Genomic DNA, 22,985 nt, shown 5'->3' with positions numbered 1-22,985 from the left:
CGCGAATGGGGGACGGTGATAAACTTCATAAATGTTCATACTGTTTTTGAACGATATAAGAGGAGGAGAGACATGGATGTTCTCAGGCAATTGCAGATTTTTTTCTGGGAGAAGCGCACGTATTTATTTTTATCGATCTTATGCCTCGCCATAGCGACCGCGCTTGGACTGGTGTATCCGAACCTGCTAAGGATACTGATTGATGACGTCATCACTCCGCGCAATTTTGAAGACGTTCCCAAACTTGCTTTAACGGTATTAGGTGTCGTTATTCTGAAAGCGGGAATGCAGTTTTTACACGGTCTTTTTGGAGGGCGTCTCGGGAACTTCCTGGCGTACCGACTTCGTAACGCTTGTTACGAAAAGCTTCAATTTTTGTCCTTCCGGTATTACGACACGGCCAAAACGGGAGATTTGATGTCCCGCCTCACGGGAGATCTCGAAGCGATCCGTAACTTTATCGGATTTGGCTTCGCTCAAATTCTCAACATGGTTCTGATGGTCGTATTCGGCGCAATCATGATGATGACCATGAGTTGGAAGCTTACCTTGCTAACGCTCATATGTATTCCTCTGCTTGCCTTCGTTGCGCTGAGATTCGAATCCCGAATTCACCCTGCATTCCAAGAAATGCGGCTGGCACTCAGCTCTCTGACGACAGCAGTACAGGAGAATATTACAGGTGTGCGTACTGTAAAGTCATTTGCACGTGAACCTCACGAAGTGGAGAAGTTTTCCGTTCGTAATGAGCGTTACAAAACGAACCAGATTCATGCAGCAACATTATGGAGTCAATATTTTCCAATCATGGAGATTCTCGCTTCGGTCAGCGTAGTTCTTCTGCTCCTCATTGGTGGGAACATGGTTATTCAGAAATCGTTAACACTCGGTCAACTCGTTGCCTTTTTCAGTTTGATCTGGTACATAATCGGTCCAATGTGGAACCTTGGTTTCCATATCAATAACTATACGCAATCCAAAGCATCGGGTGAACGGGTGTTGGAACTTTTGAATACGCCGGTAGATGTACAAGAGACAGAAGATCCGGTCATTGTAGAGGCTGATCAAGTTAAAGGGCATGTGACCTTTGAATCCGTTACCTTTGCCTACGGCAATAAAATGCCGGCAGTGACCGATATCAACTTTGATGCGCCACCAGGCTCCGTCATTGGCTTCCTGGGAGGAACAGGCTCGGGTAAATCAACTATTATTCAGCTCCTAATGCGTGCATATAACGTGAACTCGGGCACTATCAAGCTGGACGGCAAAAATATTAAGGACATTGGAATTCGCAGCCTGCGGAGTCAGATTGCTTCTGTGTTCCAGGAGACGTTCCTGTTCTCTTCCAGCATTCGCAACAACATTTCATATGGACTCAAAAATGTAACCATGGATGAAATTATCCGTGCTGCCAAACTGGCCAAAGCGCATGAGTTCATCATGGAATTCCCTGAAGGATACGATACGGTTGTAGGGGAGCGGGGAATGGGCTTGTCGGGAGGACAAAAACAGCGGATTGCAATTGCTAGAGCTCTGCTGAAAAACCCGAAAATTCTCGTTCTGGATGATGCAACCAGTGCAGTCGACATGGAGACCGAACATGAAATTCAATCCGGATTCCAGGAAGTCATGCGTGGAAGAACGACGTTTATCATTGCGCATCGGATCTCTTCCCTGCGTCACGCAGATGAGATTTTGGTACTGGATGAAGGACGTGTCGTTCAACGTGGGACACATAAAGATCTCATTGAAGAGCCTGGGCCTTACCGGGACGTATATGAGATTCAATACGCAGATTATATTGCCCGCGGTAAGCGGGAGGCTGGGGAGCAGGTGAATTCATGAGTGCCGAAACGGTAGCCGATAGGCGCGAGGTCAAAGAGACCTCTGACAAGAAAATGAATGAACGTTTTGTATATCAGGACGACGAAATAATTGAAAAACCGTTTAACTGGCGTGAGTTCGGACGTCTGTTCTCTTACATGAAACCATATGCAAGACAACTCTTGCCACTCATTATCCTAATGATGATTTTGGGTACCATTACGAAATTGTCCGTTCCATTTTTGATCAGTTTGGCGATTGATAAAGCGATTGCACCTGCAACGGGGTTGCCAAGCTTGACGATGCTCTATATTATTGCTGGTTCTGTGCTTGTGTTATACCTGATCCAATGGGCGGCTAATACGTACCGAATCAAATTAACGAACATTATCGGGCAACGTGTCATTTATGATCTTCGCTCGGATCTGTTCAAACATATCCAAAAGTTGTCCTTTAACTTCTTTGACAAAAGACCTGCGGGTTCGGTATTGGTGCGTGTCACCAATGATATCAACTCCCTGCAGGATCTGTTCACCAACGGTGCGGTCAATGTCATGATTGACTGTGTGCAGCTGCTCGGTATTATCGTCATTTTGCTGCTGATCAACTGGAAACTGGGCCTCGCGGTCATTATTACAGTTCCACTCATGTTTATTATTTCGACCAAACTGCGTGTGTTGATCCGCCGTGCCTGGCAGGATGTACGTATGAAGAACTCACGCATCAACTCCCATTTGAATGAATCCATTCAGGGGATTCGTGTGACTCAGGCCTATACGCAGGAAAAAGAAAACATGAAGTATTTTGACAACATGAATCTGTCGAGCAAAAAATCATGGGATAGAGCATCGGCCATGAACCAAGGCTTTGGTCCTCTGATTGAAATTACGGGCGGCTTCGGAACGTTAATCCTGTTCTGGTTTGGTGCTTATCTGATTCAAGAGGGGCAGCTGACAATCGGATTGCTCGTAGCTTTTGCCAACTATGTCGGCAACTTCTGGGACCCGATTAACCGTCTGGGACAGATGTACAATCAATTGCTCGTTGCCATGGCTTCCTCCGAACGGATCTTCGAGTTTATGGATGAGGAGCCAAGTATTGCAGATAAACCTGGAGCCAAGCCGCTTGCTTCTATTAAAGGTGATATTGTATTCGATAATGTCGTGTTTGAATATGAGAAGGGCAGACAGGCGCTGAAGGGAATCAGTTTCGCTGCAGCTGCTGGACAATCGATTGCACTTGTAGGTCATACGGGTTCAGGTAAAAGTACCATTATCAATCTGATCAGCCGATTCTATGACATTTCAGGCGGACGTCTTACCATTGATGGTCAGGATGTAAGAGATGTAACGGTCGAAAGTCTGCGCAGCCAGATCAGTATTGTGTTGCAGGATACGTTTATCTTCTCTGGCACCATTCGCGATAATATTCGTTTTGGACGGCTTGATGCAACTAATGAAGAAGTGGAAGAAGCTGCGAAGGCTGTTAATGCCCATGAATTTATTATGAAGCTGCCGGGTGGATACGATACGGAAGTCGAAGAACGTGGGAATGTATTATCCATGGGACAACGCCAATTGTTATCCTTTGCCCGTGCCTTGCTGGCTGACCCTCGAATCTTGATTTTGGATGAAGCGACTGCCAGCATCGACACCGAAACGGAGCTCAAAATTCAGGAGGCTTTGAAAGTGCTGCTGCAAGGAAGAACTTCCTTTATGGTGGCCCACCGTCTCTCGACGATCCGAAATGCAGATAACATTATCGTGCTGGATCATGGTGAAATCAAGGAAGAAGGAAACCATGAGCAACTTATCCAGAAACAAGGAGTTTATAATGGATTAATAGAAGCTCAATACAGATTTTTGTAAAAATTGATCGAAAAAACACAAAAAATCTTGTAAAATTCACAAGAAAAATAGGGAGCACTCTTGCATTCTTTAACCAAAACCCCGAAAATAGAGAGATAGATATAGAAGATTTCTCTTTGGGAGGATTGGAAAGAACATGTGGGGTGCTCCATTTTCGGCTCAAGCCAAAAAAATGCTGCTATTGGGCAGCGGAGAATTGGGAAAAGAGGTCGTTATTGAGGCCCAACGACTGGGAGTAGAGACGATCGCTGTTGATCGTTACGAAAACGCACCTGCCATGCAGGTAGCGCATCGGTCTTACTGCATCGACATGTTAAATGCCGAAGCTCTGAAACAATTGGTCCGAAAGGAACAACCTCATTACATCGTACCTGAGATTGAAGCAATCGCAACAGAAGCATTACTCGAGCTTGAGGAAGAAGGATTTTGTGTCGTTCCTACGGCGCGTGCTGCCCGTTTAACGATGGATCGCGAAGGCATCCGCCGTCTGGCAGCAGAACAATTGAACCTTCCGACAGCGGCCTATCTTTTTGCGGACAACCTGGAACAACTTCAGGAAGCTGTTCGTGAATTGGGTACACCATGTGTAATTAAACCACTAATGAGTTCTTCCGGTAAAGGGCAGAGTGTATGCCGTACATCGGATGACGTAGAGGATTGCTGGAACATTGCTCTTTCGGGAGCACGTGGCAAATCCGTACGAGTCATTGTGGAAAGCTTTGTGAAGTTTGACAGCGAAATTACGCTGCTCACTGTTAGATCTGTCTCAGGGACTGTATTTTGTCCTCCGATTGGTCACATTCAGAAAGATGGGGATTATGTCGAATCGTGGCAGCCTCATGCGATGACACCGGAGCAATGGGAACAAGCTTGTCATATTGCCAAGTCTGTTACGGATGAACTCGGTGGTTATGGACTGTTCGGGGTCGAATTATTCCTTACATCAGATGGAGTCGTGTTCAGCGAGGTATCGCCACGTCCGCATGATACAGGCATGGTTACTATGGTAACGCAAGATAGTTCCGAGTTTGCGCTGCATGTGCGTGCAATTCTTGGTTTTCCGGTCACTGGTGTACATTTATTGACACCCGGAGCTTCAGCAACGCTGAAGGCTAATGATGAAACATCTGACTTTACTGTAGGCGGGATTGAAGAAGCACTGGCGCTTCCTCGTACTCAGGTTCGTGTATTTGGCAAACCTGAGACCAAAGTGGGACGCCGAATGGCCGTAGCATTAAGTGCCGGCCAAGATGTGGAAGAAGCTCGTAAAACAGCGGTACAAGCCGCTAATATGCTGAAAGTGGAGGTAAATCATGTCCAATAATGTTGAGGCCCCTGTACTGATGATCCGAGAGTGTGAACTGCGAGATGCTGAAGCGGTAACGGGACTGATGCGAGAGGTCAGCTATCCCACAACAGCCAATGTCATGAAAGAGCGCATTGAATGTTTGGAAAGTAATCCAAACGCATGCATGCTTGTTGCCGAAGTGGATGAACAGATTATTGGTGTGATTGGCTTGCAATGTGTGCAAAGTCATGCCTATCCAGAACCTGCCGCACAAATTACGTCCTTGATAGTAGGGCAAGAACATCGTGGGGGCGGAATTGGCCGTCGTCTGATGGCTCGTGCCGAGGATTGGGGCAGACAGCAAGGTGGGAAACAATTGTTTGTCACCGGAGCGAACCGTGAAGTGACTTCAACAACCTATTCTTTCTACGAGCATATTGGTTTCCAGAAGAGAGGCTACCGTTTCAGTAAAGTCCTTCTATAGAAAAAGAGTTTTATTATATCGCGATCTTCACGTTTTTCGTGTGGTGAATGATAAATAAAAGATAAGTGGCATTCGGCGATTTTTTGTCCGGATGCCATTTTTTTATGCCGTATTTTAAGGTTGATGGTTAGAGTTTTAGTTGATATACCAGCGTTTTAAGAGCTGATTGCAGGATTGGGTGCAATGTACTATAAACCGTCTACACCCACTTGAAACAGCTTGTAAAAATGACAAAAAAGTTACTTTTCCATAATTTATGGGTTCACAATCTACTATTCACTTGATATACTCCTAGAGTATTAATTACAAAGTTGTCATAACTAATATTCCTAAGGAGATGAATGAATTTGAAGAAGAAATGGATGAAAACCGTGGTAACCAGCAGTCTGACAGCCGTACTCGCCGTAGGGGTTATGCTCCCTGCTTCCGCTTCCGCTGCAGATGCATCATATAAAACAACTATTAAAACTGCAACGTTTAAAATTACGAGTACGGATAGCTTAAAAGCGTACATTGAACAGTGGCTGAAAGATAATGGTTACACTGTATCCACTGGCGAAGGGCAAACAACGGTAGAGAAGCCTGCAACACAGCCTGATCAAACAACTAAGCCTGATCAAACAACTAAACCTGCTCAACCAACAACACCTGCAAAACCGGTAACACCTGCAAAGCCAACTCAAGAAGAGAAACCGGCAACTACTCCAGCCAAAGATCCTTCAAATACTGGAACTGGAACGGGAACGACTACAGGTAATACAGGTAACAGTGGTAGCGAGAGCACACAATCGGATTTTGCAGCTCAAGTTGTAAAACTTGTGAACGCTGAACGTGCCAAAGCTGGCCTGGGCGCATTGGCTTCCGATGCTCTTTTGGACAAAGTGGCTGTAGCCAAAGTTAAAGATATGAGCAACAACAATTATTTTGATCACCAATCACCGACCTATGGTTCTCCGTTTGACATGATGAAACAATTCGGAGTAACTTACAGCTATGCTGGCGAGAATATCGCGAAAGGGCAAAAAACACCTCAAGAGGTTGTTACAGCTTGGATGAATAGCGAAGGCCACCGTGCGAATATCCTAAGCAAAAACTTTACGAAAATTGGTGTTGGATTCTACAACGGATATTGGGCTCAAGAATTTATCGGTAACTAATTCATATTATTGAAGAATATTTTGATTTTAGTTCAAAAAAAGGTTATGTCATCACAGCTCGAAGCTGTGCGTGACATAGCTTTTTTTTGTAAAAGCATATTTGAAACTGAATTCTGCTTAATACAGCGGCAAAATTTGCAAATTAACGACAGAACATTTATGTTATTTAGAAAAAGCGTCATCTTAATGTAAAATCATTTTAAATTTTAAGCACCCAGCCAGGTGTACATGAGCGGAGATGTGATGAATGAAAAAAAGAAATCTTGATTCAGCGCCATGGATCTGGAGAACCATTAGCACTGTATCTATATTGACAACATTACTGCTGTTATTTGGATTTGGATACGCCATTAAGGACGTCATTTTTCCTGAGGGAGATGCCCAATTAGGTACAGGACAGCAGACAACGACACCTGCCAAGGATAGCGGGCAATCAACACCTGTGGTGAAAGATGGCAAAATTCGAATGGCTGTAATCGGTGATTCCCTGGCAAGAGGTACGGGGGATGATGAGGGACTTGGTTTTGTAAGGCGGGCAGGTAATTTGCTCAAAGATCAGGGATATGATGTGCAAGTGCTTAACAATATGGGTGTGAATGGTTTGAGAACAGACGCATTGTTGAGCAAGCTAGATGAACAGGGCGTACGTTATGTCTTACAACAGTCCAACTTTATTCTGTTGTCGATCGGAGCCAATGATCTGTTCCAGGGTGGACAGGTTCTACAGGGAGAAGACGCTCCAACGGCAGAGACACTTGCTGCGGCATTACCGGAGACGTCGAAGCGTTTGCAGGAGATTTTGAAGAAAGTGAAAGAAATTAACCCTGATGCACAGATTGTCTACATAGGGTTATACAATCCGTTTGGGGATGTAAAAGAACTCAAAGAGCCAGGAAATGCGGTTGTAGCTGCATGGAACGATGCTGCAATGAAGGTTCTGAACAACGAGGACAAAATGACACTTGTGCCTACATTTGATCTGTTTGAAAATCATCTGGGACAATATCTGTCGTCAGATCATTTCCATCCCAATGGAGTAGGGTACGAGCAAATTGCGGTTCGAATTGCACAGGAATATCAGGCAGAGACTCCAGCAGAAGGGAGCGGAAAATAAATGGCACAAGAACAGACTGATTCCGTATTGTCCGTGCAGCATCTGAAGAAAAAGATTGGACGTAAATGGATTATTAAGGATGTTACTTTTGATGTTAAACCAGGAGAAATTTTTGGTTTTCTGGGACCAAATGGTGCCGGGAAAACAACAACCATTCGGATGTTAGTCGATCTGATTAAACCGACAGAAGGTAAAATTCAAGTTTGTGGATATGATGTCAACCGTGATCCTGAACGGGCCCTGAAATATGTGGGTTCCATTGTTGAAAACCCGGAAGTGTACACGTATTTGACCGGATGGGAGAATCTTGAACATTTTGCACGTATGCAGCCAGGGGTGGATAATGACCGTATTCAGGAAGTTGTAGATATTGTACGCCTCGATCAGCGGATTCATGATAAAGTAAGAACCTACTCTCTGGGGATGCGTCAACGACTTGGCATTGCACAGGCATTGCTTGGTCGCCCACGGCTGCTGATTCTGGATGAGCCAACGAACGGACTTGATCCCAAAGGGATTAAGGAACTTCGTGTCTTTATCAAACAGCTTGCAAGCGAAGGCATGGCAGTATTCGTCAGTAGTCATTTGCTCAGCGAGATCCAGCTTCTTTGTGACAGGGTGGCAATTATCAGTGCCGGGCGAGTGCTTGCAGTTGGCGGCGTCAATGAACTGATTGAAGACCATTCCAAATTGGCAATATGGCATGTTACTCCGTTGGAGGAAGGTAAAAAAATGCTGTTGAATGCAGGTATTTCGCTGGTGGATCGGCCTGCTGATGTTATGGACGATACCATTGTTGCAGGGCTTGGTCTAAATGCGGTCGTTGCTGAAATGCATGAAGATCGGATTCCGGCCCTAGTCCAGCAAATGGTGAAAGCCGGAATTCAGGTTGAAGGAGTGCAGCGGATTCAGCCTACGCTGGAACAGCTATTCTTAAAAATGACAGAAGGTGAATCCATTGAGTAACATCATGCCGCTGATCCGAAACGAAACGATCAAGATGGTAAAGAAAAAACGTCTTTATATTATTTTTATCGTACTTGCGGTCCTGGTTCCGATGTTTACGTATGCCCAAATGAAATCTGCGGAAAATAATCGTGACAAGTTTGGCGGCGACTGGCGGCTTGAACTGCAACAAGCCATTACGGATAATCAGAACTCGCTTGGCAGTGACCGGGTACCTGAAGAGTACAAAAAGTACAGGACTGTGTACATCCAGCAAATGCAATACTATCTGGAGAATGACATCAATCCGAAGGAGCCTGGTGGTGTAACTTTTACGCGGGAATTCATGAATAACGCCGTTGGATTGTTTATCCCACTGCTCATTATGGCAATTGCTTCGGATCTGGTATCGGGTGAGCGCACCACAGGTACGATTAAAATGCTTCTGACCCGTCCCGTCAAACGTTGGAAAGTGTTGCTGAGTAAGCTCATCACGTTGATTATGTTCGTGTCGATTATTGTGGTGTCGGCGTACGTTATCTGTTATGTCATCTCGGGAGCGGTATTCGGATATAAAGGTTTCGGTATGCCGATCTTTACCGGATTCAAGGTTGTGGGTACAGATGTCGATATGTCAGCAGTCCATGCTGTGGACCAGTGGTTGTATATGCTAATGCAGGCAGGGCTGATCTGGTTCGTCAGTATCATTGTGGCGATGCTTGCCTTCATGGTCTCTGTATTAGTGCGAAGTACAGCAGCAAGTATTGTCATCATGATGGCAGCACTCATAGCAGGAACTATTCTCACCAGTATGGCTGCATCCTGGCAGTCAGCCAAATATTTGTTTATGGTTAACCTCGAACTTCCGAATTATTTGTCTGGCGGATTGCCACCAATCGAAGGGATGAATTTAGGTTTTTCCCTTATTGTGCTTAGTGTTTGGGGCATTGCTTCACTCTTTGTGTCATTCATTGTCTTTACGAAACGGGATATCTTGAATTAAAATGGACAAGGATAAGAAAACATCTGTTTGCATTTCAGGCATTTTTTTAGTTGCAAGTTAAGAAGGGGGAGCATGAATGGTCGAGCAAATCGATATGTCGGCAGGTTCGACAGGCGGAGGACAAGGGTCTTCAGGCTACGACGCGGACGACATTCAAGTACTTGAAGGACTGGTAGCGGTACGGAAACGGCCGGGGATGTACATCGGCAGCACCAGTACTTCGGGTCTACATCATTTGGTATGGGAAATCGTGGATAACGCTGTCGACGAACATCTCGCCAAATTCTGCTCCAAAATCGATATCACGCTGCATAAGGACGGTTCTGTTACGGTTCAGGATAACGGAAGGGGAATTCCGACAGGTATACATAAAACAGGGATTCCTACTCCCCAGGTCGTGTTTACGATTTTGCACGCAGGCGGAAAGTTCGGTGGATCAGGATATAAAAAATCCGGCGGTTTGCACGGTGTAGGTGCGTCAGTTACAAACGCATTGTCCGAATGGCTTGAAGTCGAGATTTTCCGTGATGGCAAGATTCATCGTCAACGATTCGAGTATTGGCAAGACAAAAAAGGCGTTGAGCATGTCGGAGAACCGGTGTCTGGTCTCGAAGTATTGGGCAATACCAATCGAACGGGAACCAAAGTTACGTTTAAACCGGATATTCGGGTGTTCCAGAACGGCATTCAATTTAATTATGATACACTGGCAGAACGTCTTCAGGAGATTGCTTTTCTGAATTCGGGTCTGAGAATTGTGCTCAAGGACGAACGGTCAGGCAATCAGGATGAGTACATGTACGAAGGCGGAGCAAGCCAGTTTGTTGCTTTTCTTAACGAAAATAAAGATGTGCTGCATGATGTCATTCACTTCTATGCGGAGAAGGATGACATTGAGGTCGAAGTAGCGATTCAGTATAACGCGGGTTATACCGAAACGCTGGCGTCGTTCGTGAATTCGATTCCCACTAGGGGCGGCGGTACACATGAGACCGGATTCAGAGCAGCTTATACACGTGTGATGAATGACTACGCACGGCGTACCAGCATGATTAAGGAAAAAGATAAAAACCTCGAAGGTAATGATCTTCGTGAAGGCATGATGGCAGTCATCAGTGTCAAAATGTCGGAGGTTGAATTCGTTGGACAAACGAAGGATCAACTCGGTAGCGCTTCCGCGCGTAGCGCAGTAGATTCTGTCGTGTCCGAGAACATCCAACGGTTTTTGGAAGAAAACCCGCAGGTTGCGCAAACGTTGATTCGCAAAGCGGTTCAAGCTTCCAGAGCCAGAGAAGCTGCACGAAAAGCTCGGGATGAGATGCGAACCGGCAAAAAACGTAGTGAAAGCTCCAACCTGAACGGCAAACTGACTCCGGCACAATCCAAGGATTTTACCCGGAATGAATTGTTTATCGTCGAAGGGGATTCCGCAGGGGGTTCAGCCAAACAGGGACGTGATTCCAAGATTCAGGCGATACTCCCGCTTAAGGGTAAACCACTCAATCCGGAAAAAGCGAAATTGGCTGATATCCTCAAAAATGAAGAATATCGTGCCATTACATCGGCCATCGGAGCAGGTATTGGAACCGAATTTGCAGTTGAAGACAGCAATTATTCCAAAATCATAATTATGACAGATGCCGACACAGATGGCGCACATATACAGGTATTGTTGCTGACTTTCTTCTACCGCTATATGAAACCGCTCATTGATGCAGGCAAAATATATATCGCTCAGCCGCCATTATACAAACTCACACGCAAATCAGGAAAAATGGCTAGTGTACGTTATGCCTGGACTGATGAAGAGCTGGCGAATTACATGAAAGAATTTGGAAACAATGTGGAGCTTCAACGTTATAAAGGACTTGGCGAGATGAACCCGGATCAACTGTGGGAGACAACGATGAACCCTGAAACACGCGCATTGCTCAAAGTAGAAATTGTCGATGCAGCAAAAGCGGAACGTCGTGTATCTACACTCATGGGTGATAAGGTTGATCCGCGCAAACGCTGGATTGTAGAGAACGTCGACTTTACAGAGTACGAAGAATAGAAGGTGCTTGGAATGAGTCTATCAGAACAATTTATGCCGGCCTTTCTCGAAGAGGTCGTAGGTGACCGTTTCGGTCGCTACTCCAAATACATTATTCAGGACCGAGCCATTCCCGATGTACGGGATGGATTGAAGCCGGTGCAGCGGCGTATTCTTTACGCAATGTACGATTCAGGTAATACACCGGAGAAACCATATCGGAAGTCTGCAAAAACAGTTGGGGATGTTATGGGTAATTACCATCCTCACGGAGATTCCTCCATCTATGATGGTATGGTACGGATGGCACAGCCATGGAAAATGGGGCATATGCTCGTGGACGGTCATGGAAACTGGGGGTCACAGGATGATGACCCGGCAGCGGCCATGCGGTATACGGAGGCCCGTTTGTCGCCCATCGCAATGGAGATGCTTCGCGATATCGAGAAACGGACTGTTCTGTTTAAGGATAATTTTGATAATACCGCCAAAGAACCGGTTGTATTACCATCTCGTTATCCGAACCTGCTGGTCAATGGTGTAAGTGGGATATCGTCTGGTTTTGCAACGGAGATCCCTCCACATAATTTGCGTGAAACCATTGATGCTTGTATTGCTGTGATGGAGAAGCCGTCGATTGAACTGGATGAGATCATGATGTTTATGAAAGGTCCGGATTTTCCGACAGGTGGGCTAATCATGGGCGGCGACGGCATTCTGGATGCTTACCGTACAGGTAAAGGGAGGATCTATCTCCGCTCCAAAACCGATATCGAGAATATGCGCGGTGGCAAACAGCAAATCGTGATTACCGAGATCCCTTATCAGGTCGTAAAATCCCGTCTGGTTACAGCGATGGAGAACATTCGGCTTGAGAAAAAGGTTGAAGGAATTGCCGAAGTACGGGATGAAAGTGGGCGTGAAGGCCTGCGGATCGTGGTTGAGCTGAAAAAAGAAGCAGACGCACAAGGTATTTTGGCTTATTTGCTGAAGAAAACCGACTTGCAGGTCACTTACAACTTCAATATGGTTGCGATTGTAAACAAAGCCCCTCAGCAATTGGGATTGAAATCAATCCTCGAGGCTTATATTGCCCATCAGCGTGAAGTTGTGACGTTCCGTACCCGCTTTGAGCTGGAGAAGGCGGAAGACCGTGCACATGTCCTGGAAGGTCTAGTCAAAGCTCTTAACATCCTTGATGAGGTCATTGCGGCTATTAAAGCTTCGAAGAACCGTCAGGATGCTCAAAATAACCTGATGTGGATGTTTGGTTTCTCCGAGCGTCAAGCGGATTCCATTCTGACTTTGCAATTATACCGATTGACCAATCTGGAGATTACTTCTCTGGAAAAGGAACTCGGCGAACTGATGAAGAAGATCGCGCAATTACGCTCGATTCTGGATAGTGACCGCAAGCTGATCGGAGTCATCCGTAAAGAGCTGATGGAGATTCGTGAGAAATACGGAATTGACCGTCGCTCAGCTATTCAGGGCGAAGTGGAAGAACTCAAGGTTAATCTGGAAGTGCTGGTGAACGCGGAAGATGTATTTGTCACTTTGTCCAAAGAGGGATACATCAAGCGTACAGGCATGCAGTCATTCACACGATCTGGCGGGGAACGTAACGCAAGTGGTGTGAAGGAAGGCGATTATATCGCTCAGGTCCTTGAAGTTAACACGCTGGAGAACTTGCTTGTATTTACGAAAAAAGGCCAGTATTTCCTGTTACCTGTGCATCAGGTACCGGAATTCAAGTGGAAAGACCCGGGGACGGCGATCGTCAACGTTATTCCGCTGGCAAAAGACGATCGGATCTCAAGTGTGCTTGCTGTTAAATCCTTCGAAGAGCCGGATCATAGTCTGGTCTTTGTCACCCGCAAAGGACAGGTTAAACGTACCGAGCTGAAGGAATACGTCACCAAGCGTTCCGGCGCAGTAGCCGCATGCAAAGTCGGCAAAGATGATGAGGTATTATCCGTTCATTTAAGTACAGGTGGCAAGGATATCATGTTGATCACCAAAGAAGCCATGGCTATCCGTTTCCGTGAGGATGAAGTAAATCCGATGGGGCGTGTATCTGGAGGCGTACGTGGTATTCAGTTAAAAGAAACGGATGAAGTTGTATCTGTTCTGTGGGTGGAAGGCGATGAAGGTGAGGTTGCTATATTGTCTGACTTGGGTTATGGCAAACGCTCATTACTGCTGGATTATGCTCTGCAGAGCCGTGGCGGCAAGGGACTGGCAACATTTGAATTCAAGGAAGGCAAACGGGTGAAACCGAACGGTAGCCGAATTGCTGGAGCGTTCTATTGTCGGGAACAACGAAATGTAACGGTGATGACCAAGGAAGGTCAATCACATCATATTTCTTCCGAAGCTGTACCTATTACTGAACGGAAACATATTGGTAAATTGCTTGTGCATGTGGACAAACAGGATGAAATTGTGGAGCTTATCATGGATCTTACAGAGAATCAGGCAGCTTCTTCCTCCTAATCAGGATTCAATAAAGACTCTTTACAGAGCAGGGAAACCTGTCATGTGAAGAGTCTTATTTTGTTGTTCAGACGCGGATTAAAAGAGGACCACCATGCGAAGTTTAACAACCTTCGTCGATTACGGTCGATCGCTAGGAAATTGAAAAAAGGCAGCAGGAATGCGGCTTTGAAGGGCGAAAACTTAAGCAGGTGAAGTGATAACCGGTTGCAGAGAGGAGCGATTCAAGATGTATAATTCCGATTTTGCCAAGTGCTGGTCGAGGCTGACCAAGGACTACAAGCTGCATATGGATCATGAGCTGGCACCCTCGTTAACAGAGGCGCAGCTGGCCGTACTGGAGGTTCTTGAGGATCACGAGAAGATGAAACCATCCGATCTGATTCCTTTTCTGGCTACAACACCCGCAGCAGTAACGATGTTGTTGGATCGTATGGAGAAAAACGGACTGATTCGCCGGGATCGGGATGATCAGGATCGACGAATTGTATGGGTATCCCTATCTGATAAGGGACGCATGGAGACTGAGCGCGGAATTACCATTCGCAATGAATTTATGAATTCCGTTCTCAGCAATATTTCAATGCATAACCAGCAGTTGCTGGTATATCTATTAGGCAAAATGACGACACCAAAAACAAAAGAGCATGCCTTGTCCACATCTTAACGACGATGGACAGGAGAAATAATAGTAACCATGGAACTCTTGCTGAACATGCAGGAGGGCTATGGTTATTTTTTATTGATGTGTATTTTAAAGAGTTTTGCCTGCTTTGAATGCCTGAGAATAATCTCTAAAAATTTATATGTAAAGAGTTGACTATGTAAATATTTTTGTTATAATAAGTAATTGTTCCCCTGATATTTCGTGTACGAAATATTATATTCCATAAGTAAAAGGGTGAATTAATGTCTGACACATATGAAGTATTCTACATTATTAATTCGTTTAGGCAGGTCAATCAAATGCTCTTCCGAGCATTCTGGAATGAAAACAAGGAAATTGAGCTCACTTCGATTCAATTTATGGTGTTATCCATTTTGAGAGAGCGCCCTTCGATCGGTATCAATGAAGTGGCTGAGCTCTGTCATATGGGCAGCAGCTCCATGAGCGCTGTGGTGGAGCGTCTGGTCAAGGGTGAGTACATTGTTCGAACCCGTTCAGACTCGGACCGTCGATCCGTAAAGCTTCAGATTACGGGCAAGGGGGAACGGGCCCAGCAGGAAACACACCAATTGTGGATGGAGCGAGTGTCACCTATTCTGGATATCCCGAAGGAAGACCTTGAGCACCTGCTAAGAATTCATAATCAAATGATTGAAAAGTTAGAAGGAAGAGAGATGAACAACCAATGAGTACTACTGCAGCAGCAGCGCCATCCTCAGCGATGGACAATATTAAGAAAGGCCCGATTGTGGCCGCATTGTTAATCGGTGCATTCGTCGCCTTCCTGAACCAAACGTTGATGAACGTAGCTCTTCCTAAAATTATGGAGGACCTCGGCATCGGCGCGAATAAAGCCCAATGGCTGACTACGGGTTATATGCTCGTCAATGGTGTGTTGATTCCGGTTACGGCGTATCTGATCGCCAAATTTTCGACACGTCAAATTTTCATTACGGCTATGACGCTCTTTACATTAGGAACCTTGGTCTGTGGTTTAAGTCCGAACTTTAGTATTCTGATGGTAGGTCGTGTTATTCAAGCGGCAGGTGCAGGTATTCTGATGCCTCTGATGACAGTTGTATTCTTGACGATCTTCCCGATTGAGAAACGTGGTCAGGCCATGGGTACGATGGGGATCGCGATGATTCTCGCTCCAGCCATTGGACCAACACTGTCAGGTTATGTGGTTGAGCATTATTCTTGGAGACTGTTGTTCTATATCATTTTGCCATTCTCCGTTATTGCAACTGCAATCGGTATTGCGTTTGTCAAAAATGTAACACGTCAATCCAAACCTAAATTGGACTATCCAGGTGTTATTTTGTCTACACTCGGTTTTGGTAGCTTGTTGTACGGCTTCAGTGATGCGGGTACAGACGGATGGGGAAGTGCAATTGTAATTGCTTGTCTGGTCGTAGGGGCCATATCCCTGATCCTGTTCGTAATTAGACAGATGACAACCGATCATCCGCTGTTGGAGTTCCGTATTTTCAAATACAACATGTATACATTAACAACGATCATTAACATGCTTGTTACGATGGCGATGTTCGCAGGTATGATTTTGCTTCCGATTTTCTTGCAAAATATTCGTGGATTCTCACCAATTGAATCTGGTTTGCTGATGATGCCGGGCGCCATCTTGATGGGGATTATGTCTCCAATCACAGGTCGCATCTTCGATAAAGTCGGAGCACGCTGGTTGTCTGTTGCCGGCCTTGCAATTACGGCTATTACAACTTGGGGGCTTAGCCGCCTGTCGATTGACACTACTTATGGTTACATGATGTTTATCTACACAGCTCGTATGTTCGGTATGTCGATGTTGATGATGCCAATTCAAACAGCGGGTCTGAATCAGCTTCCACAGCGCCTGAATGCACATGGTACAGCGATGTCCAACACATTGCGTACGGTTGCGGGTGCAATTGGTACAGCGATTCTCGTTACGATTATGAGTAGTAAACTGAAATCCCATCTGGCAGATACTCTGGCTACAGGCCAAATCGCTACAGATGATAAGGCTGCAATGCTTCGTGCTACCGCAGATGCAACAATCTACGGCGTAAACTATGCGTTTGTTGTAGCAACTGCGATGACTGTAGTTGCTTTGCTGCTGGCGTTCTTTATCCGTAAAACAAAACCAGCTACAGAACCTGTAACAACTGAGCAACAAAAAGTGAATGCAACAGCATAAAATCAAGCTAGATTACTGTTATTATTCATTCAATAAAGGTCTTATATAAACAAAAGAGAGTTCAGGCAGATCATACTGCTTGAACTCTCTTTGTTTATGCCTTGTGTTGACTTTATTCTTCATCGGTCGATAGATCAAGGAGGAAGGTAGGACCAGGATCATGACCGAAGAGTTTGAGGTTGATGCTTCCATCCATCTGGAATTCAACGCCTTCGCTAATGAGCTCCGTTTCTTGCATGAGGCGTGAATGCTCGTCAGGAATGGCTATCAGACCTTTGGCATTGACGACGCGGTGCCAGGGAAGGCGCTCCTTCCGGCTCATGGAGTGCAGAATGCGTACAACTTGCCTGGCAGCTCTCGGGCTGCCTGCATGAGCGGCAATCTGTCCATACGTCATGACTTTTCCCTCCGGGATTGCTGCGATGATGGCGACGACCTGTTTCGTAAAAGGTGTCATAGTAGGTCTTCCTTTCCATTGGAGTAAAAAAAACCGCGCCATTCAGATAAGGAATCTGGATGACACGGTTTACGGTCAGATTTGACCTGATCCTGTGAATGATTATATTAAATATCAATTAATGTTCTGCTTTAAATACGTTATCATACACAGCTGCCGGCCACTCTGCCCATGGGGATTCACGGGGAGGCAGGGACTGCAGGACAATTTCTTCCTTTGTTACCGGGTGGGGAAAAGCAGCGATGGCAGACCAGAGAGATATTTGTTGTCCAGGCTTATTCACACCTGCACCGTACTTTTGATCTCCGAACAGCGGGCAGCCAATCTCTTTCATTTGGACCCGAATCTGATGTGATCTGCCTGTGTGCAGTTCGATGTGGACCAGACTGTAACGGTCGGTTTCGCCGATGACCCGGTAATCCAACACAGCATCTTTACCGCCGGCGGTACCTTTAGGCACAACGGTAACGGTATTGGTACGTGCATCTTTCAGCAGCGTGTGTTTTAACGTTCCTTGCTGTGCAGGCAGCTTGCCATGTACAACAGCCGCATATATTTTGCGGAAATGACGTCCCCGAACCGTCTCGGATAATCTTGAAGCCGCCTTCGATGTTTTGGCAAAAATCATGGCACCACCAACGGGGCGGTCAAGACGATGTACTAATCCGAGATAGACGTTGCCAGGTTTGTTATAGCGTTCTTTCAAATCCTGTTTTAGCAGTGTAAGCAAATCCGGATCACCTGATGCATCTTCCTGGGTAGGTACATTGACCGGTTTCGTGATGCCTAACAGATGATTGTCCTCAAACAGAATCGGAATATCTCCCATTGTTTGCGAATGTTCGGACATAATCAGGACTCCCAGCGGCCCAAGATACCGCATGGCAGATCCAGACCACTACGGGTAATTGGAAGACCAATTTCACCAGCTGTAATTTGACCGCCGTATTGGGCAGACATCGTCATTGTCAGCATGTTGCGCAGAACGGTAGACGAAATCCCGGTTGTGTAGGAATTGACCAGCATGAATAATGGGTTATCGGACAGAATTTCCATACAGGATTTAAGGAAAGGATAGAGGTTCTCTTCCAGCTTCCATGTCTCTCCGTTAGGGCCGCGGCCATAGGAAGGAGGGTCCATAATAATCGCGTCATACCGATTGCCGCGACGTTGTTCGCGCTGTACGAATTTGAAAACATCATCTGTAATGAAACGAACAGGACGATCCGCGAGGCCGGATAATTGAACATTTTCTTTGGCCCACTGTACCATGCCTTTAGCCGCATCCACGTGAACAACTGAAGCTCCGGCATAAGCTGCAGCAACTGTTGCGCCGCCTGTATATGCAAACAGGTTCAGTACAGAGATGGGACGACCTGCTCCTGCGATTTTATCCATCATCCAGCTCCAGTTAGCCGCTTGTTCAGGGAACAGACCGGTATGCTTAAAGCTGGTTGGTTTAATATGAAATTTCAGGTTCTCATATCCGATGGTCCAGCGTTCTGGGATCGGTTTTTTCATATCCCAGCTGCCGCCGCCCGAAGAACTGCGGTGATAATGGCCGTGAACCTGGCGCCATTCATTGGTTTCTTTTTCAAGGGGCCAAATGATCTGTGGATCGGGTCTACGCAAAATCACATCGCCCCATCGCTCCAGCTTTTCGCCGCCTCCTGTATCGATTACTTCATAGTCCTTCCAGTTCTTTGCTACGTACATAATGATTTATCCATCCTTCAAAAGTCATTTGGATACTATTGTACAACAAAAAAGGGCCTGTACGCCAGTTGTGGTAGGCGCCTGAAAGGGTGCAGTGCCTAATATGGTGTTGAATTTGGTCCATCACCATATACTGAAATGGAAACCGATTGAAAATTTAATTTGACAATGATAATCATTATCACATATGATTTTGATAAATTCAAATGTTACTTCTTCAGGAACAGTATGACATGATCAATAAAAAGTGAGGGAAAAATAGATGGCTAAATTGTTAGTGGCTTATGCAAGTATGACAGGAAATACGGAAGAGATTGCGGAACTGATCGTCGAAGGAATTAAACAAGGTGGGCATGAAGTGGATCTCAAGTCCGTAACGGATTGCAATGCAGCTGATGTACTTGATTATGACGGATTTCTCATTGGAGTATACACGTGGGGAGACGGTGAACTGCCGGATGAATTCCTCGATTTTTACGAAGAGCTGGATGAGCTAGATCTGAGTGGCAAACGGGCAGCAGTGTTCGGAAGCGGGGATACTTCTTACGAGCAGTACTGCGGAGCCGTTGATCTTGCGGCAGCAAAGCTGGTGGAACGTGGGGCGGAGGTATCTCCAGAGATGCTGAAGATTGAATACAGTCCGATGGAGCAGGAGAAGGATTCGTGCCGTGACTTTGGCAAACGTTTTGCTGCTGCCGGATTACAGGTGTCCTAAGGACTCATGTTAAGACATAATGTTCAGGCAGCTCTTCAGCCGGGAATGTCAGACACCCCGGTACGGCTGCTTGAAGATTACAGATTGGAAGAGATGTTGCGCAGCCCGCATCGGTTCATCCGCCCGGAACCGGAGGCTGAACAGCGCTCACCGCTGCAATGGAGACACCGTGTACAATATGCAGTCAGCCATGCAGTTAATGCTTTTTACAGTATGGACCCGGAAGTGCGCAAAGAGGTGCCTGTACAATATTTACTCGAAAAGTGGTGGCCTAGAAAGGCAACCGGATTTGAATCGGTACTTCATTACTGGGATGTAAAAAACAAAATTACGGATGAATTATCCCTTGCAATTGCGATGAACTTTGATCTGAAGCATCCGACCATTCTATTTGAACAATGGCGAACGGAGCTTCCTACCTTGTCGATGCATCTGTCCATGATCTTCCAGGCTGCCTGGCAGCCAGAGGGCTGGGATTCACTGCTCATCCAAAAATATATGGTTGTCCATGATCCAAATGTGGTTGAGGCGTTCCAGCATATGGTGAGCGTGTTCTGCTGGGAAGCATTTGGCAAGCTGCCAGGCATGATCGAAATCTATTGTTTGCTTGAAGGTCGCAAGATTCGATATATCCCGGGACGTCAATCGCTTGTCCGTTCGATGGATTATATTCGACTGATTCGTGACAGCATTCCGAGCACAGAGAAGGTGGAGTCTGACCAATTTACGGTTCGGGATAAAGCCAGAGTTCATGAAGAGGTCGATCGGTGGAGAAGTGAGACTGAACCCAAAAAAAACTGGTTGATGTAAAGCATGACAAGGGATGTTGTGATATATCGTGCAGATTAGGGAGGGATGAGCCATGTCTACCGGTTTGAGACAAGATGCAGTAAACGGCAAGAAACGTACAGGAACTTGTGAATTCAGCCCGTTGCCTGTACCACAGTCGGTTATAAGACGGTTGCTGGATGAAGCAGATCCATCTTTATATGTGATAAGTTCAGAGCCTTGGCGGTTTATGTTGTTCGCGAATGAAGGACGTCAACTGTATCTGGAGGCGGTCAGACAGAGTTACCCACCACATTTGGCAGATCGTTATGGGGACTGGGCTACATATCAATATACGGAAGCTATTCCGGCACATCTGGTTGTTGTCGCCCCTTCAAGTGCCAGGGAAGACCATTTATTGCCTGCAAAAGCCTGGAGCAAACGTTTTTGCATCCTGGCAGCGGAACAAGGTTTGAATGCCGTCTGGAAGATCAATGATTATCAACAGCATCCCGTATTTATGAATTTGATGGGTTTAACGCGTGAGGAAAAGGTATTGGGTGTATTCCACATCGGTTACGGAGACCAGTCTGCACTTCGGGATACCGACGCAGGCAGACCAGCCTCTGAACTGATGACGGTCTACGACCATCTGGTTTAAACGAGGGAATCAGTCATTCCTCATTTATTTGCCGGTTTTGGCAATAAAATTACGAACGAGTTGACGATACGATTGATCTGCAAAGACTGCTGAATACATCCGGTTCGAGACGGTGATCGAGTTGCCAAAAAAGAACCGTTCAAACTGGGTCTGTCTGCCTCCGAATGATCCTGCTCCAAGCTCCCAGATCAGACGAAACAACGCTGTGCGTTCCTGAGATACCATATCGGTTCCTCTAAGGTACGTATCCAAGTGAGGCGCGATATTCGAGTGGAACTCTTCTTCCTGAGGCACCATAATTACACCGCTGGATCCTAAGAGTTGTAAAATTTCAATCATCTCTGGATACAGTTTGGGGAATAAAAGGTTTGCTGCCATTAACGGTTTGGGGGCAGGTATTATAAATCCCCGTCCATCTTCCATAGCACCGGCTTCTGCTGCCAGAGCCAGTGCTTTTAACGTTTCAAGACCGGCGAGCACCCTGGCTGTTTTCTCTATCACATGCGTTTCAGCAGCTTGGTCGAGCGTGTCAGCGAGTAACTGAATGGTGCCCAGAACAAATTCCGTTTTGGCGATATACCGGCATACGACCTGATGTCCTGCGTGGATGTGAAAATGGCTTCCGCTAAAGAGTCGGCCAGACATTTCCTCATTACCGGCGAAGAATATCCGTTCATGAGGAACAAGCACATGATCAAAGATTACAATGTTATCCATCTCTTCATATCTGGAACTAAGTGGATAGTTGAAATTGGACTCGGCGGCGTAGGTATCCCGGCAGATCAGACTAATACCAGGCAGGTCATTTGGTACAGCAAAAGCAAAAGCAAACGGATTTTCTTCGTCGAACGGTGCCGGTGAAGGGGAAGGATAAACCAGGATTTCGTCTGACGTGGCGGCCTGAGTGGCCATCATGAATGCACCATTAATGATCAGACCTTCTTCAGTGCGATCAACCACTTTGGCGGCAATGGCATCTTCGGTCGCGTCCAATTGTCCCGAAATTTTACTGGCATGGGGCTGGATAAAGGCATGGGAGAGGGTAATATCATTATCCCGGCAGTAGGCATAGTAGTTTCTCAGATTTTCGGCGTATTGTGGCGATACTTCTTCAAGGATATCTGCCCCAGTATAAAAGGCCATAATTGCTGTGTTCATATAATCGGGTGATCGTCCTAAAAAACCATGGTGAGTCCCTGACCAAATATTCATTGCTTCTCGGCGTCTGCGCAAGTCATCCACACTGGTTGGAGGCAGAAAGGACATACCTACTGGTTTTCCGTCAGCAGGAGATGCATAAGTCATCGTATCGATTAAATGTGGATCAGACTGAAGATCGTACAACTTCGCTTGTGTTTCCATCAAACCTGCAAACGCAAAATGTTCAGAACGTTTTCCAGTAACAAGCTCCCCTTTGTACCAGCAGGGGACCGTCTGTGCATCGATCCGTTCGATATACTGTTTGCCACTTTTTACGGGCATCGTTACTCACCTCTATGGTCTATTCGTTCATGGGCAGTTTGACTGCTCTCGTAGTGTACGTCAATAGGCAGTCCAATGTGCATGAAGAGAGGAGAGTTCAGATTTTGT

At 46.0% G+C, this 22,985-nt stretch carries 20 protein-coding genes; 16 read left to right on the top strand and 4 right to left on the bottom strand.

Going from position 1 to position 22,985, the window contains the following annotated elements:
* The first annotated feature begins 72 nt into the window (after positions 1 to 72).
* The 13 genes from HP548_RS18180 to HP548_RS18120 all read left to right on the top strand — a co-directional run bounded on the left by HP548_RS18180 (position 73) and on the right by HP548_RS18120 (position 17,078).
* Entirely contained in the window at positions 73 to 1,845 is a 1,773-nt protein-coding gene (locus HP548_RS18180; RefSeq protein ID WP_076288990.1) for an ABC transporter ATP-binding protein, read from the top strand.
* On the top strand, positions 1,842 to 3,692 hold the full coding sequence (locus HP548_RS18175; protein ID WP_076288991.1) for an ABC transporter ATP-binding protein: 1,851 nt from the start codon (positions 1,842 to 1,844) through the stop codon (positions 3,690 to 3,692). The genes HP548_RS18180 and HP548_RS18175 overlap by 4 nt, the downstream gene beginning before the upstream one ends.
* A 136-nt stretch (positions 3,693 to 3,828) precedes the next feature.
* Positions 3,829 to 5,016, top strand: coding sequence for a formate-dependent phosphoribosylglycinamide formyltransferase (purT, locus tag HP548_RS18170; RefSeq protein ID WP_076288992.1), 1,188 nt, complete (start codon positions 3,829 to 3,831; stop codon positions 5,014 to 5,016).
* Entirely contained in the window at positions 5,006 to 5,464 is a 459-nt protein-coding gene (locus HP548_RS18165; protein ID WP_062328403.1) for a GNAT family N-acetyltransferase, read from the top strand. Before purT ends, HP548_RS18165 begins: the two co-directional genes overlap by 11 nt.
* 347 nt (positions 5,465 to 5,811) lie before the next feature.
* Positions 5,812 to 6,621: a CAP domain-containing protein gene (locus HP548_RS18160; protein WP_099858371.1), complete on the top strand. Its 810-nt coding sequence runs from the start codon at positions 5,812 to 5,814 to the stop codon at positions 6,619 to 6,621.
* A 247-nt stretch (positions 6,622 to 6,868) separates the two neighbouring features.
* A complete protein-coding gene (locus tag HP548_RS18155) occupies positions 6,869 to 7,735 on the top strand; it encodes a GDSL-type esterase/lipase family protein (RefSeq protein WP_076288993.1) in 867 nt (288 codons plus the stop codon).
* Positions 7,736 to 8,701 (top strand): ABC transporter ATP-binding protein, encoded by a 966-nt coding sequence (locus tag HP548_RS18150; RefSeq protein WP_099858370.1) that lies wholly within the window; start codon positions 7,736 to 7,738, stop codon positions 8,699 to 8,701. It abuts the gene before it with no gap.
* On the top strand, positions 8,694 to 9,683 hold the full coding sequence (locus HP548_RS18145) for an ABC transporter permease (RefSeq protein WP_063563174.1): 990 nt from the start codon (positions 8,694 to 8,696) through the stop codon (positions 9,681 to 9,683). The genes HP548_RS18150 and HP548_RS18145 overlap by 8 nt, the downstream gene beginning before the upstream one ends.
* A 76-nt stretch (positions 9,684 to 9,759) precedes the next feature.
* Entirely contained in the window at positions 9,760 to 11,739 is a 1,980-nt protein-coding gene (gene parE, locus HP548_RS18140; protein ID WP_099858369.1) for a DNA topoisomerase IV subunit B, read from the top strand.
* Positions 11,740 to 11,751: 12 nt separating this feature from the next.
* On the top strand, positions 11,752 to 14,214 hold the full coding sequence (gene gyrA / locus HP548_RS18135) for a DNA gyrase subunit A (RefSeq protein ID WP_076288996.1): 2,463 nt from the start codon (positions 11,752 to 11,754) through the stop codon (positions 14,212 to 14,214).
* A gap of 229 nt (positions 14,215 to 14,443) precedes the next feature.
* Positions 14,444 to 14,881: a MarR family winged helix-turn-helix transcriptional regulator gene (locus tag HP548_RS18130; protein WP_063563171.1), complete on the top strand. Its 438-nt coding sequence runs from the start codon at positions 14,444 to 14,446 to the stop codon at positions 14,879 to 14,881.
* 242 nt (positions 14,882 to 15,123) lie between these two features.
* Positions 15,124 to 15,570: a MarR family winged helix-turn-helix transcriptional regulator gene (locus tag HP548_RS18125; protein ID WP_076288997.1), complete on the top strand. Its 447-nt coding sequence runs from the start codon at positions 15,124 to 15,126 to the stop codon at positions 15,568 to 15,570.
* On the top strand, positions 15,567 to 17,078 hold the full coding sequence (locus tag HP548_RS18120; protein ID WP_099858367.1) for a DHA2 family efflux MFS transporter permease subunit: 1,512 nt from the start codon (positions 15,567 to 15,569) through the stop codon (positions 17,076 to 17,078). The genes HP548_RS18125 and HP548_RS18120 overlap by 4 nt, the downstream gene beginning before the upstream one ends.
* A 112-nt stretch (positions 17,079 to 17,190) precedes the next feature.
* Here the strand turns inward: HP548_RS18120 and HP548_RS18115 are convergent, their stop codons facing one another.
* The 3 genes from HP548_RS18115 to HP548_RS18105 form a co-directional block, all read right to left on the bottom strand.
* Positions 17,191 to 17,535: an MGMT family protein gene (locus HP548_RS18115; RefSeq protein ID WP_064636948.1), complete on the bottom strand. Its 345-nt coding sequence runs from the start codon at positions 17,533 to 17,535 to the stop codon at positions 17,191 to 17,193.
* 118 nt (positions 17,536 to 17,653) lie between these two features.
* On the bottom strand, positions 17,654 to 18,385 hold the full coding sequence (locus HP548_RS18110) for an RluA family pseudouridine synthase (RefSeq protein WP_175382447.1): 732 nt from the start codon (positions 18,383 to 18,385) through the stop codon (positions 17,654 to 17,656).
* Positions 18,386 to 18,387: 2 nt separating this feature from the next.
* A complete protein-coding gene (locus tag HP548_RS18105) occupies positions 18,388 to 19,251 on the bottom strand; it encodes a class I SAM-dependent methyltransferase (RefSeq protein WP_024630567.1) in 864 nt (287 codons plus the stop codon).
* Positions 19,252 to 19,513: 262 nt separating this feature from the next.
* Between HP548_RS18105 and HP548_RS18100 the strand changes: the two genes are divergently transcribed.
* The 3 genes from HP548_RS18100 to HP548_RS18090 are packed head-to-tail and all read left to right on the top strand — an operon-like array spanning position 19,514 to position 21,395.
* Entirely contained in the window at positions 19,514 to 19,966 is a 453-nt protein-coding gene (locus HP548_RS18100; RefSeq protein ID WP_175382446.1) for a flavodoxin, read from the top strand.
* A gap of 6 nt (positions 19,967 to 19,972) precedes the next feature.
* Positions 19,973 to 20,776 carry a hypothetical protein gene (locus tag HP548_RS18095; RefSeq protein WP_175382445.1) on the top strand — a complete coding sequence of 268 codons (804 nt, stop codon included), beginning with the start codon at positions 19,973 to 19,975 and terminating at the stop codon, positions 20,774 to 20,776.
* Between the two features lie 52 nt (positions 20,777 to 20,828).
* Entirely contained in the window at positions 20,829 to 21,395 is a 567-nt protein-coding gene (locus tag HP548_RS18090; RefSeq protein WP_099858364.1) for a nitroreductase family protein, read from the top strand.
* A 24-nt stretch (positions 21,396 to 21,419) separates the two neighbouring features.
* Here HP548_RS18090 and HP548_RS18085 read toward each other — a convergent pair whose 3' ends face one another.
* On the bottom strand, positions 21,420 to 22,877 hold the full coding sequence (locus tag HP548_RS18085) for a 4-hydroxyphenylacetate 3-hydroxylase family protein (protein ID WP_076289003.1): 1,458 nt from the start codon (positions 22,875 to 22,877) through the stop codon (positions 21,420 to 21,422).
* Between the last annotated feature and the right edge of the window lie 108 nt (positions 22,878 to 22,985).

This window comes from Paenibacillus taichungensis (assembly GCF_013359905.1).
GTDB classification, from domain to species: Bacteria; Bacillota; Bacilli; order Paenibacillales; family Paenibacillaceae; genus Paenibacillus; species Paenibacillus taichungensis.
Note: the sequence above shows the minus strand (reverse complement) of the source record. Positions and strands in the feature narration are given on the sequence as shown.

Coding starts and splice junctions, on each gene's coding strand:
- HP548_RS18095 (WP_175382445.1), top strand. CDS start 19,973: ATGTTAAGACATAATGTTCAGGCAGCTCTTCAGCCGGGAATGTCAGAC.
- HP548_RS18085 (WP_076289003.1), bottom strand. CDS start 22,877: ATGCCCGTAAAAAGTGGCAAACAGTATATCGAACGGATCGATGCACAG.
- HP548_RS18090 (WP_099858364.1), top strand. CDS start 20,829: ATGTCTACCGGTTTGAGACAAGATGCAGTAAACGGCAAGAAACGTACA.
- HP548_RS18105 (WP_024630567.1), bottom strand. CDS start 19,251: ATGTACGTAGCAAAGAACTGGAAGGACTATGAAGTAATCGATACAGGA.
- HP548_RS18130 (WP_063563171.1), top strand. CDS start 14,444: ATGTATAATTCCGATTTTGCCAAGTGCTGGTCGAGGCTGACCAAGGAC.
- purT (WP_076288992.1), top strand. CDS start 3,829: ATGTGGGGTGCTCCATTTTCGGCTCAAGCCAAAAAAATGCTGCTATTG.
- gyrA (WP_076288996.1), top strand. CDS start 11,752: ATGAGTCTATCAGAACAATTTATGCCGGCCTTTCTCGAAGAGGTCGTA.
- HP548_RS18155 (WP_076288993.1), top strand. CDS start 6,869: ATGAAAAAAAGAAATCTTGATTCAGCGCCATGGATCTGGAGAACCATT.
- HP548_RS18125 (WP_076288997.1), top strand. CDS start 15,124: ATGTCTGACACATATGAAGTATTCTACATTATTAATTCGTTTAGGCAG.
- HP548_RS18100 (WP_175382446.1), top strand. CDS start 19,514: ATGGCTAAATTGTTAGTGGCTTATGCAAGTATGACAGGAAATACGGAA.
- HP548_RS18175 (WP_076288991.1), top strand. CDS start 1,842: ATGAGTGCCGAAACGGTAGCCGATAGGCGCGAGGTCAAAGAGACCTCT.
- parE (WP_099858369.1), top strand. CDS start 9,760: ATGGTCGAGCAAATCGATATGTCGGCAGGTTCGACAGGCGGAGGACAA.
- HP548_RS18115 (WP_064636948.1), bottom strand. CDS start 17,535: ATGACACCTTTTACGAAACAGGTCGTCGCCATCATCGCAGCAATCCCG.
- HP548_RS18110 (WP_175382447.1), bottom strand. CDS start 18,385: ATGTCCGAACATTCGCAAACAATGGGAGATATTCCGATTCTGTTTGAG.
- HP548_RS18180 (WP_076288990.1), top strand. CDS start 73: ATGGATGTTCTCAGGCAATTGCAGATTTTTTTCTGGGAGAAGCGCACG.
- HP548_RS18120 (WP_099858367.1), top strand. CDS start 15,567: ATGAGTACTACTGCAGCAGCAGCGCCATCCTCAGCGATGGACAATATT.
- HP548_RS18150 (WP_099858370.1), top strand. CDS start 7,736: ATGGCACAAGAACAGACTGATTCCGTATTGTCCGTGCAGCATCTGAAG.
- HP548_RS18165 (WP_062328403.1), top strand. CDS start 5,006: ATGTCCAATAATGTTGAGGCCCCTGTACTGATGATCCGAGAGTGTGAA.